This window comes from Tistrella mobilis (assembly GCF_039634785.1).
Taxonomy (GTDB): Bacteria; Pseudomonadota; Alphaproteobacteria; order Tistrellales; family Tistrellaceae; genus Tistrella; species Tistrella mobilis.
In genome coordinates, this window is sequence record NZ_JBBIAB010000012.1 from 162621 (window position 1) to 174300 (window position 11680).

The 11680-nt window shown below is 66.0% G+C and carries 11 protein-coding genes; 4 read left to right on the forward strand and 7 right to left on the reverse strand.

Annotated elements, in window-relative coordinates:
- Window positions 1-65 precede the first annotated feature (65 nt).
- The 7 genes from WI697_RS17990 to WI697_RS18020 all read right to left on the reverse strand — a co-directional run bounded on the left by WI697_RS17990 (window position 66) and on the right by WI697_RS18020 (window position 7173).
- On the reverse strand, window positions 66-1049 hold the full coding sequence (locus WI697_RS17990; RefSeq protein WP_372050841.1) for a branched-chain amino acid ABC transporter permease: 984 nt from the start codon (window positions 1047-1049) through the stop codon (window positions 66-68).
- A 4-nt stretch (window positions 1050-1053) separates the two neighbouring features.
- Complete coding sequence (locus WI697_RS17995) at window positions 1054-1941, reverse strand: branched-chain amino acid ABC transporter permease (RefSeq protein WP_014745650.1); 888 nt, start codon at window positions 1939-1941, stop codon at window positions 1054-1056.
- A gap of 60 nt (window positions 1942-2001) precedes the next feature.
- Window positions 2002-3222, reverse strand: a complete 1221-nt coding sequence (locus WI697_RS18000; RefSeq protein ID WP_345959406.1) for an ABC transporter substrate-binding protein — start codon at window positions 3220-3222, stop codon at window positions 2002-2004.
- A 300-nt stretch (window positions 3223-3522) separates the two neighbouring features.
- Window positions 3523-4260, reverse strand: coding sequence for an ABC transporter ATP-binding protein (locus WI697_RS18005; protein WP_041604912.1), 738 nt, complete (start codon window positions 4258-4260; stop codon window positions 3523-3525).
- Window positions 4253-5008, reverse strand: coding sequence for an ABC transporter ATP-binding protein (locus WI697_RS18010; RefSeq protein WP_345959407.1), 756 nt, complete (start codon window positions 5006-5008; stop codon window positions 4253-4255). Before WI697_RS18010 ends, WI697_RS18005 begins: the two co-directional genes overlap by 8 nt.
- Window positions 5009-5319: 311 nt before the next feature.
- Window positions 5320-6339 carry a fumarylacetoacetate hydrolase family protein gene (locus tag WI697_RS18015; protein WP_345959408.1) on the reverse strand — a complete coding sequence of 340 codons (1020 nt, stop codon included), beginning with the start codon at window positions 6337-6339 and terminating at the stop codon, window positions 5320-5322.
- Window positions 6340-6396: 57 nt separating this feature from the next.
- Window positions 6397-7173, reverse strand: coding sequence for a cyclase family protein (locus tag WI697_RS18020; RefSeq protein ID WP_062768493.1), 777 nt, complete (start codon window positions 7171-7173; stop codon window positions 6397-6399).
- Window positions 7174-7415: 242 nt separating this feature from the next.
- Between WI697_RS18020 and WI697_RS18025 the strand changes: the two genes are divergently transcribed.
- From WI697_RS18025 to WI697_RS18040, 4 genes are all read left to right on the forward strand, one after another.
- Window positions 7416-8147 carry an FCD domain-containing protein gene (locus tag WI697_RS18025; RefSeq protein ID WP_062768495.1) on the forward strand — a complete coding sequence of 244 codons (732 nt, stop codon included), beginning with the start codon at window positions 7416-7418 and terminating at the stop codon, window positions 8145-8147.
- A gap of 120 nt (window positions 8148-8267) precedes the next feature.
- Complete coding sequence (locus WI697_RS18030; protein ID WP_345959409.1) at window positions 8268-9371, forward strand: C4-dicarboxylate TRAP transporter substrate-binding protein; 1104 nt, start codon at window positions 8268-8270, stop codon at window positions 9369-9371.
- On the forward strand, window positions 9371-9931 hold the full coding sequence (locus WI697_RS18035; RefSeq protein WP_082828806.1) for a TRAP transporter small permease subunit: 561 nt from the start codon (window positions 9371-9373) through the stop codon (window positions 9929-9931). The genes WI697_RS18030 and WI697_RS18035 overlap by 1 nt, the downstream gene beginning before the upstream one ends.
- Complete coding sequence (locus tag WI697_RS18040; protein ID WP_345959410.1) at window positions 9928-11247, forward strand: TRAP transporter large permease; 1320 nt, start codon at window positions 9928-9930, stop codon at window positions 11245-11247. Before WI697_RS18035 ends, WI697_RS18040 begins: the two co-directional genes overlap by 4 nt.
- Window positions 11248-11680 lie beyond the last annotated feature (433 nt).

The window sequence follows — 11680 nt, forward strand, 5'->3', positions numbered from 1 at the left end:
AAAAGCCGCCATGCCCGGTGGGGCATGGCGGCGTTTGCGGTGTTCGTTGAACGACAGGCGGCGGATCAGGATTTGCGGCTGCGACGCCGTTCCATGAAGGCCAGGTATTCGCCGACGATGCCGCGGCGGAACAGCAGCACGCAGGCCACGAAGATCCCGCCCTGGATGATCGTCACCCAGGCACCGACCTGCGCGAAATAGTTCTGGATGCCGGTAACCAGGAAGGCGCCGACGGTGGGGCCGAAGACGGTGCCGACGCCGCCGAGCAGGGTCATCAGCACCACCTCGCCCGAGGCGTGCCAGTGCACGTCGGTGAGCGTGGCGATCTGGAAGACCAGCGCCTTGGTCGAGCCGGCAAGGCCGGCAATGGCCGAGGACAGCACGAAGGCCAGCAGCTTGTAGCGGTTGACGTCGTAGCCGAGCGAGATCGCGCGCTGCTCGTTTTCGCGGATCGCCTTCAAGGTCTGGCCGAAGGGCGAGTGGATCACGCGATGGATGAACAGCAGGCCGAGCACGAAGATCACGAAGACGACGTAGTACATGGTCATGTCGTCATGCAGGCTGATCAGGCCGAACAGCATGCCGCGCGGGATGCCCTGGATGCCGTCTTCACCGCCGGTGAACGGTGCCTGAAGCGCCAGGAAGAAGACCATCTGCGCGAAGGCCAGCGTCACCATGGCGAAGTAGATGCCCTGGCGCCGGATGGCGAGCCCGCCGATGACGAAGCCCAGCGCCGCACCGGTCAGCGTGCCGAGCAGGATGCCGATTTCCGGCGACAGCCCCCAGACCTTGACCACATGGCCGCAGATATAGGCGGCGAAGCCGAAATAGGCGGCATGGCCGAAGCTGAGCAGGCCGACATAGCCCAGCAGCAGGTTGAAGCCCGAGGCGAAGAGCGCGAAGCACAGCGCCTTCATCAGGAAGACGGGGTAGATGACATGCGGGGCCGCGAGGCCGACCAGGATCGCGATTGCGACGCCGATCATGGTGAGGCCGGCGGCCTTCTGGCCGCGGGTGCTGCGGGCAGCGGGAACGGTATTGACGCTCATGGGATCACGCCGCCTTTCCGAACAGGCCCGCAGGCTTGATGAGGAGCACGATGGCCATGACCACGAAGATCACGGTGCTGGAGGCTTCGGGGTAGAAGACCTTGGTCAGGCCTTCGAGCAGGCCCAGGCCGAAGCCGGTCACCACCGCACCCATGATCGAGCCCATGCCGCCGATGACCACCACCGCGAACACGATGATGATGAGGTTGGAGCCCATCAGCGGGCTGACCTGGTAGGCCGGGGCGGCCATGACGCCGGCGAAGGCGGCCAGCGCCACGCCGAAGCCGTAGGTGAGGGTGATCAGCAGCGGCACGTTGATGCCGAAAGCCTGCACCATGGTCGGGTTCTCGGTCGCGGCGCGCAGATAGGCGCCGAGCCGGGTCTTTTCGATGATCGCCCAGGTCGCGATGCAGACGGCAAGCGAGGCGATCAGGATCCAGGCCCGATAGGTGGGCAGGAACATGAAGCCCAGATTGGTGCCGCCCTGCAGCGCCGCCGGGATGGCATAGGGCTGACCCGAGATGCCGTAGAGCTGGCGGAAGAAGCCCTCGATCATCAATGCGAGGCCGAAGGTGAGCAACAGCCCGTAAAGATGATCGAGGTTGTAGAGCCGGCGGATCAACAACCGTTCAAGCACCACGCCGAACAAACCGACGATGATGGGGGAGATGATCAGGGCGGCCCAGTACCCGATCCCGGCGTACTGCAGCACCAGCCACGCCACGAATGCGCCCATCATGTACTGGGCGCCGTGGGAGAAGTTGATGATGTTGAGCAGGCCGAAGATAAGGGCCAGGCCCAGGCTGAGCATGGCGTAGAAGGCGCCGTTGATCAGCCCGAGAAGCAGCTGGCCGAAGAGGACCTGCGGCGGAATGCCGATCAATTCCATCATGAAGGATGTGCCCCTCGTGTCGGCGTCGGATGTGATGGGTGACGGTTGTTCAAAGGCTGATCACTTCGCGACCAGCGGGCATTCGCCCTTGTCCATCGGACGGAAGGCCTGGTCGCCCGGGATGGTGGCGAGCAGCTTGTAATAGTCGTAGGGGCCCTTCGACTCCGCCGGCGACTTGATCTGCATCAGATACATGTCGTGGACCATGCGGCCGTCCTCGCGGATGGTGCCGCCCTTGGCGAAGAAGTCGTTGACCGGGGTCTTCTTCATCTGGTCGACCACGGTCTTGCCATCATCCGACTTGGTCGCTTCGACCGCCTTCAGATAGTGCATGACCGAGGAATAGATGCCGGCCTGGACCATGGTCGGCATCTTGCCGCCATTGCGCTCGCCGAACCGCTTGGCGAAGGCGCGGGTCTCGTCGTTCAGATCCCAGTAGAAGCCGGTGGTGAGCACCAGGCCCTGCGAGACTTCAAGGCCGAGCGAGTGCACGTCGGACAGGAAGACCAGCAGCGAGGCCAGCTTCTGGCCGCCCTGGGTGATGCCGAATTCGGCCGCCTGCTTGATCGAGTTGACGGTGTCGCCGCCGGCATTGGCCAGGCCGATCACGTCCGCGCCCGAGCCCTGAGCCTGGAGCAGGAAGGACGAGAAGTCGGTCGACGGGAAGGGCGAGCGCACGGTGCCCACGACTTCGCCGCCCGCGGCGGTGACGGCGTTGGAGGTGTCACGCTCCAGCGCGTGGCCGAAGGCATAGTCGGCGGTGATGAAGTACCACTTCTTGGCGCCCTGTTCGACCAGCGCGCGGCCGGTGCCGTTGGCGAGCGCATAGGTGTCGTAGGTCCAGTGGATGCCGGTCGGCGAGCAGGCCTTGCCGGTGAGGTCCGAGGTGGCCGCACCGTGGTCGATCATCACCTTGCCCTTTTCCTTGGCGATGTTCTGCACCGCCAGGGCCACGGACGAGGTGGGCACGTCGAAGATCGCATCGACGCCATCGCGGTCATACCACTGGTTCGCGATGTTGGAGCCGATATCGGGCTTGTTCTGGTGATCGGCCGAGACCAGCTCGATCTTGGCGCCGGCGACGGTGTCGCCGAAATCCTCGATCGCCATCCGGGCCGCATCCACGCCGCCGGGGCCCGACAGGTCGGTATAGATGCCCGACTGGTCGTTCAGCACGCCGATGCGCACCACATTGTCGGTGATCTGGGCCTCAGCCGCGCCGGCCGAGAAGGCGGCGACGACGGCGGCGGTCACGGCTGCGAGGGTCAACTTAAACGTCATGGCTTGAAAACTCCTCCCCTGAGGTCTTCTGCCTGAGGCGGTGATTACGTTCGCGGGACAGTTGAGGTCGGGTCACGTGCAACCGGTCCGGCCCGGCCGGCATCGGTCCTGGAACCGGCCGGGCGCGGGCGCGAACGCCGCGTGCGGACTCTTGGCGGGAGACAGGGCCTCGATCGGACCGGCAGACCTTCTGGATGGGTCCGTCACGTTCCGGAGGCGCGCCGCCGCGACCTTCTCTGGCCCGACGTCACAAGCGTGACGCCGAGAGTCGTGCCGGGACAGGCCCGGCCCCGGCGCCGGTCAGACGCCGAGATACTGCTTGAGCTTGTCCTGGCTGGTCGCGATGTCGTCAGCGGTCAGCATGTCGACCACATGACCTTCCTCGACCACATAATGCCGATCCGCAACCGTCGAGGCGAAATGAAAGTTCTGCTCCACCAGAACGATGGTGAAGCCTTTCGCCTTCAGGGCGCGGATGATCTCGCCGATCTGCTGCACGATGACCGGCGCCAGACCTTCGGTCGGCTCGTCGAGCAGCAGCAGATTGGCGCCGGTGCGCAGGATGCGGGCGATGGCGAGCATCTGCTGCTCACCACCCGAAAGCTTGGTGCCCTGGCTGCTGCCGCGCTCTTTCAGGCGCGGGAACAGGCCGAAGACCTCCTCCACCGACATGCCGCCCTGTTTGATCACCGGCGGCAGCATCAGGTTCTCGATCACGTCGAGGCTGGAGAAGATCGCGCGCTCTTCCGGGCAGAAAGCGATGCCGGCGCGGGCGATCTGGTTCGAGGACATGCCGATGGTCTCGCGGCCCTCGAAGGTGATGCTGCCCTTGCGGCTGCGCACGATGCCCATGATGCATTTGAGCGTCGTGGTCTTGCCGGCGCCGTTGCGGCCGAGCAGGGTGACCACCTCGCCCGGATTGACGTCGACATTGATGCCGTGCAGCACGTGGCTCTCGCCGTACCAGGCGTTGAGATCGCGGACGGTGAGAAGGGGGGCGGCCGACGTGGCGGCCATCTTGCGGGCGGGCTCAGCCATGACCGGTTCCCATATAGGCCTGGACGACTTCGGGGTTCTCGGACACCTCGGCATAGGTGCCCTGGGCCAGGATCGCACCGCGCTGAAGCACGGTGATCGTGTCCGACAGGTTCGCCACGACCTTGAGGTTGTGCTCGACCATCAGCACCGTCCGGCCCTTGGCCACGCGCTTGATCAGCTCGGCGATGCGGCCGACGTCTTCGTGCGCCATGCCCGCCATCGGCTCGTCCAGCAGCAGAACCTTGGGCTCCAGCGCCAGCGTGGTCGCGATTTCGAGCGCACGCTTGCGGCCGTAGGGCAGCTCGGCGGTGATGGCCTCGCCATAGCCTTCCAGGCCGACATCCGACAGCAGCTCGTCCGCACGATCGTGCAGGCCGGTCAGCACCCGGTCGGAGCGCCAGAAATGGAAGGAGTTGCCGAGTTTGTGCTGCAGGGCGATCCGCACATTCTCGCGCACCGTCAGATGCGGGAAGACGGCGGAAATCTGGAACGACCGCACCATGCCCCGGCGCGCGATCGCGGCCGGCTGCTCGCTGGTGATATCCTGGCCGTCATAGAGAATCTGACCCGAGGTGGGGATCAGGAACTTGGTGATCAGGTTGAAGCAGGTGGTCTTACCTGCCCCGTTCGGACCGATCAGGGCGTGGATGGTTCCGCGCCGCACCTGAAGGTCGACATTGCTGACCGCCGTGAAGCCCTTGAACTCCTTGGTCAGTCCCTTCGTCTCGATGATGATGTCCTGAGCCATGCATCTGTAAGCGTCCACGCCCACATGCGGCACGGCAACGCCATCGCGCAGACCTTCGGCCTGCGTGCGCGTGCACGACCCCGTGTGTTCACGGACGGCTCACTCCTCCCCTAGATGAGCGCGCGTTGACCGGGTGTTTCGGGAGACAGCGTCCGGTCGCAGCGAGGATCGGGTCCCTGTGTTCTTTTTGTAATTATATTTTATGTCGCAAGTCTTATCGGAATTCCGCAAGGCGGTCAAGGCGTCCGCGTTCCACGATTTGCGCCCCGGGGGGAGGTTGGCGCTTCCTGCGTGAACGCGGACGCCGCGCATCAAACCCGAGGTGGTGTGATGCGGTTCCGGAGCCGCCCGATGCCGTCGATTTCCAGTTCGACGACGTCACCCGGATCAAGGAGTTGGCCGGTTTCGATGCCGCAGCCATTGCCGACCGTGCCCGAGCCGATGAATTCACCGGCATGCAGGGTCTCATCCCGCGAAATATGGGCGAGAATCCGGTCGAACCGGTGCTGCATGGAGGCGCTGGAGCCCTCGCCCCGCAGCTCGCCATTGACGCGCACCCGCATGCCGAGGGCGTAGGGATCGGTCATCTCGTCGGCGGTCACGATCCAGGGACCGATGATGTTGCCGGTGTCGAAATCCTTGCCCTTCGCCGGCCCCAGACTGCCCTGCATTTCGGTGAACTGGGTGTCGCGGGCGGTCATGTCGTTGAAGATCGTATAGCCGAAGATGTGGTCATGCGCGGTCTCTGCCGGGATGTCGCGGCCGCCTTTGGCGAGCACGATCCCCAGTTCGAGTTCGTAATCCATCAGCTTCGAATGGCTTGGCCAGCGCACCGGCTGTTCATGGCCGATGACGCTGAACCGGTTCGCCTTGTAATAGATCGGCTGTTCGTACCAGACCTGCGGCACGGTGACGGGCGGCAGGCCCAGCGCCTCGGGCGTGGTGCCCTTCAGCCCGGCCAGCAGGCGACGGCCGCCTTCCATGGCCTGGATCAGATGGGTTTCAAAGACCAGGCAGTCGCGCATCTGGCGCGGCCGGGGCAGGGGGCTGCGGAACGAGATCGCGTCGAGCGCGACCACCGCGTCCGCCGCCGCGCCGCCGCGTTCGGCTTCGGCGAGCAGCTCGGCCGCGCGGCCGAGCCCGTCGGCGCCGGCATCGATCAGGGCGAGCATCGAGGCGGCGAAGCCGGCATCGGCGCCCATGCGGGCGGTGGCTGCGGTGGTGAGGTCGATCACGCGACCGCCATCGGCCATCAGCGCGCCGATGCGGCGGGTCTCGCCCGGTGCGGTTTCAAAGGCGCCGGCGCCGGGCACGAAGGTGAGCAGTTTCATCGGCAGGATCCGTGAAGGGGGAGGGGGAGAGGCAGGGAAGGGGGCGATCGGGCGGGATCAGTCCTCGAAGATCGCCACCGCCCGGGTCCAGCCTGCCGAGGCGCCGCGGATCTTCACCGGGAAGCAGGCGACGGTGAAGCCGGTGGCCGGCACGGATTCCAGGTTGTGCAGCTTCTCCAGATGGCAGTAGCCGATGTCGCGGCCGGCGCGATGGCCTTCCCAGATCAGCCCGGCATCACCGGTTTCCAGATATTTCTCGCGGGTATGGGTGAAGGGGGCGTCCCAGCTCCAGGCATCGGTGCCGGTGACCCGCACGCCGCGCTCCAGCAGGTAGAGCGTCGCCTCGCGGCCCATGCCGCAACCGGCATCGACATAGTCGTCCTGGCCGTAGCGGCTGCCGGCGCGGGTGTTGACCATCACGATGTCGAAGGGCTGAAGCGTGTGGCCGATGCGGGCCAGTTCGGCCTCGACCTCGGCGGCGGTGACGACATGGCCGTCGGGCAGATGGCGGAAATCCAGCTTCACGCCCGGGCGGAAGCACCAGTCCAGCGGCACCTCGTCGATGGTGATCGCCCGCTCGCCCTTGTTCATCGTCGAGGCGAAGTGATAGGGCGCATCCAGATGCGTGCCGTTATGGGTGATCAGGTTCACCTGCTCCACCGCCCAGCCCTCGCCGTCGGGCAGATCCTCGGGCTTCAGCCCGGGAAAGAAGGCGGTGATCTGCGCCGGCGTCTGCTCGTGGTTCATATAAGTGATCTTGGGCTCGAAGCCGGGCGGATCCGAGCGGACCCCGTTCTCCAGCATGATCGACAGATCGACGAAGCGGCGGGCCATGGACGTCATCCTCCTCAGGGATCGTGGGGTCCGCTTATGCGGCGAACCTCCGGTTGCCGGCATCATAGCGCGGCGCTTCATCGATCCTGCATAAAAAAATCGAAATTTCGAGTCAGAACGATGTATGATGGTCTCAGATCGATTTTGCGGCGCAATATCGTGTCGCAGCAAAACATCCGCTCAGAACACGCCCCCTGAAGACCTGCCCCGAACACCCCTCGCCACTCAGCCGGAGGCCGCCGATGGCCGATACCCTGCCCGACCTGCCGGAGGATGCCCTGCTGCCCGACGGTGCGCGTGCCGCGACCCTGTCGCTGGAGGCGCTGGAACGCATCCGTCAGGACATCGTGGCAGGCGCCCTGAAGCCCGACACCAAGCTGCATCTGGGCAGCATGCGTGCCCGCTATGGCGTGGGGTTGAGCCCGCTGCGCGAGGCGCTGTCGCGGCTGGCGGCCGACGGGCTGGTCTCGTTCTCGGGTCAGCGCGGCTTTCGGGTGGCGCCGGTCAGCCGGGCGGATCTCGTCGACATCACCCGCTCGCGGCAGATCATCGAGGGTGCGGCACTGCGGCTCGCCATCGCCTGCGGCGGCGACGACTGGGAGGCGGAGATCGTCACCAGCCACCATCTGCTGCGCCGGGCGACCGAGCGCCATCTGGGGGCGGGCGACGATGCCGGCTGGGCTGCCTGGGAAGAGCGGCACCGCGCCTTCCATGCGGCCCTCGTCTCCGCCTGTCCGCTCAATGCGCTCAAGGGCTTCCGGGCGTTGCTTTACGACAAGGCCGAACGCTATCGGCGGCTGATGCTTGCCGGCCCCTTCCGGGCGGAAGAGGTGTCGGCCGAACACGACCTGTTGAGGGATGCGGTGCTCGCCCGCGATCCCGATCGGGCGGTCGGGGTGCTGGAAGAACACATCGCCATCACCGCCGACCTGCTCGATGCCGAACTTGTGCGCATGGAGGCATCGGGCAGCTGATCCTGTTCCACCACCCGCCGGCGCCGGCACCGATCGCGGCCTTCAGGATGCCGTGGCGACCGAGCCCACCGGAGACGGCGGTTTCTGCAATGACGGGCTCCTCCTGGGAGGAAACGACAGATGACCATGACCGCTCCGGCCCGCGGCCTTCGCCGTGGCCTGACGGCAGCGCTGGCTGCCATGGGGCTTGGCGCCCTGGTGCTGCCGGTGGCACCGGCCACCGCCGCCGAAACCATCCCGATCACGGTGACGGCCGGCCACCCGCCGGCCTTCCTCTGGGTCAAGACCCTGAGCGAGACCTTCATCCCCGGCGTCAACAAGCGCCTGAAGGATGGCGGCGATCAGTATCGCATCGAGTGGACCGAGGCCTATGGCGGCACGGTCGCCAAGATCGGCAGCGAGCTTGAGGCGATCGAAGAGGGCATCTCGGATATGGGCTTCGTCGGCACGCTGTTCGAAGCTGCCAAGATGCCCCTGCACAACGTCACCTATATGGTGCCGTTCACCACCGACAACCTGTTCCTGGTGACCCAGACCGTTACGGCCGTGTCGAAGCGCGTGCCCGAGATGGACCAGGAATGGAGCCGCTACGGCCAGATTCCGCTCGCCGGTGCCTCGCTCGACAGCTATCACCTGTTCACCAACTTCCCGGTCAAGTCGATCGACGATCTGAAGGGCCGCAAGATCGCCGCCCCCGGCCCGGCGGCGAACTGGCTGAAGGGCACCGGCGCGGTCGCCGTCGCCGGCAATCTGCAGACCTATTACAACGACATCAAGACCGGGGTGTACGAGGGCACGCTGACCTTCGCGACCGCCGCTGCGGCTGCCAAGCTGCACGAGGTGGCGCCCTATATCACCAAGGTCAATATCGGCGCCCAGTTCGCCGGTGCGATCAGCATCAATGCCGATGTCTGGGCCGATCTGCCCCAGCCGGTGAAGGATGCCATGACCGCCGAGGCGGCGATCTATGCCGACACCTTCGCCAAGGCCCAGGTCGCGCGGGTGAACGCCTCGTTCAAGACCATGCAGGATGGTGGTGCCACCATCACCGAACTCTCGCCGGCCGAGCGCAAGCGCTGGGCGGATGCCCTGCCCAACGTCTCGAAGGAATGGGCCGACGAACTTGAGGGCAAGGGCGTTCCGGCAAAGGCGGTGGTCCAGGGCTATCTGGATGGTCTGCGTGCGGCCGGCGTTCAGCTGCCGCGCAACTGGGACCGCGAGTGATGGCAGGACCCGGCATGAGCGGGCCGGGGCGGGTGGAGACGCCCGCCGCGGCGCCGCGCACCGGGCCGCTCGGCCGGGTCGCGGCCCTTGCCAGCGCCGTCGGCACCGCCTGGATCCTGGTGATGATGGTGCTGGTCAATGCCGACGTCCTGGGCCGTGCGGCCTTTGCCGCACCGCTCAGGGGCGTGCCCGAATTCGTCGGGCTCTCCATCGTCGGCATCGTCTTTCTCCAGGCGGGCCACGCGCTCGCCTCGGGGCGCTTCACCCGGTCCGATGCGCTGCTCGACCGGCTGGCGGCGGCCCGGCCGCGAGCGGCGGCGGCGCTGGATGTCGTTCATCATCTGGCGGGCGCCGCCTTCTTCGCCATCCTCGCCTGGGCGCTCTGGCCCCGGCTGCTGCGGGCGATCGAAGCCGGCGACTATGTCGGCGCTGCGGGGGACTTCACCCTGCCGGTCTGGCCGATCCGGGCGCTGATGATCGCCGGTTCCGTGCTGGTGATCGGCCTCTACCTGATCCTCGCGGCCGCGGCCGCACGCCGTGCCGCAGGGGGGCGGTCATGACCGGTCTCGAAATCGGCCTGCTGTCGATCCTGGCGCTGCTGCTGCTGATCTGGGCGGGCATGCATGTCTCGGTCGCCCTCGGCCTGGTGTCGCTGCTGGCGATCTGGGAAGTGCGTGGCCGCTGGTCGGTCGCCGCCGCCGCCATCGCCCAGGCGGCTCTGGATTCGATCGACAGCTATGTCTTCGGCGTGGTGCCGCTTTTCGTGCTGATGGGCTATCTGGTCGGCGTCTCGGATCTGGGGCGCGATGCCTTCCGTCTGGCCGATCGGGTGGTCGGGCGGCTGCGCGGCGGCATGGGGGTGGCGACCGTCGGCGCCAATGCCGCCTTCGCCGCCGTCACCGGCATCTCGATCGCCTCGGCCGCGGTCTTCACCAAGGTGGCGGTGCCCGAGATGATGCGCCTCGGCTATCTGCCGCGCTTTGCGGTGGGCGTGGTCGCAGGCTCCTCGGTGCTCGGCATGCTTATCCCGCCCAGCCTGCTGCTGATCCTCTATGCCGTCGTCGCCGAACAGTCGGTGGGCGACATGTTCCTGGCCGGCATCGGCCCGGGGCTGCTGATGGCGCTGGTCTTCGGTATCTATATCGTGCTGCTCGCCCGCTTCCGCCCCGACCGGGTGCAGCCGCTGGCGGCGGCCCAGGCCGCCGCCGCCCGCCGCGACCGCCCGGGCAATGTCTTCGCCGAAGGTGCGCCCCTGGTCGGGTTGATCGCCCTGGTGCTGGGCGGCATCTATGGCGGGCTGTTCACCCCCACCGAAGCGGGTGCCGTGGGCGCTGCCGGCGCGCTGCTGGTCGCGGTCGCCCGCAAGCGGCTGGATGCCCGGGGGTTCTGGAAGGTGCTGGTGGAGACCGGCCATGTCACGGCCTCGATCTCGCTGCTGATCATCGCGGCCTCGCTCTACAGCCGCATGCTGGCGCTGACCGGCGTACCCGAGGCGATGGGCGCGCTCTTCGCCGATGCCGGCCTCGGCCCGGTGGGCTTCCTGATGGTCTATGTCGCCATCGCCGTCCTGCTCGGCACCATCCTCGATTCCAGCTCCATCCTGCTGATCCTGGTGCCGCTGGCCCTGCCGGTGGTCGACGGCTTCGGCATGAACCTGGTCTGGTTCGGCGTGGTGACCGTGATCGCGGTCGAGGTGGGGCTCCTGACCCCGCCTCTGGGCCTCTCGGTCTTCGTCATCCGCTCCACGCTCGATGACCCACGCATCACGCTGGGCGACGTCTTCGCCGGCGCCTTGCCCTTCGCCATGCTGATGCTGCTGGTGATCCTGCTGATCAGCCTGATGCCGGCAATCGCGATCGCGCCGGTCGGGTGGTAGTATGAAAATATCGAGCTGAGCCTCATGAGAAACGAGGCTCAGCTTATTTGCGCAACGCCGATTAAATTCCCGAAATAAAGGAGTTAGTAATTTTCAGGATTTAAGCTCTCAAGCTTTCTCGATATTGGCCCCTGTGTTCTCGATATTTCGAGAGAATTCATTGATCGATTTCTGTATGTGTTGACTGCTATCCCCCAGGACTGATCGGGCCAGATCTTGCCCAAGGTTTGCCAGTCCGCCGGACTCGATCTCAAAGCTTGTATAAATATCAAGATTGATGCCCTGCTGGTATGGCCAAAGGCAGACGTAGTAATACCAATGAGCGCTGACCCCGACTCACGATAGGGGATTCCCAAGACCCGCGGATTGTGAGTCACTCTGGCAAACAGCCGGAGCGATCCCCATGGCAGCACCGATCCCCCTTCGCCCCGAT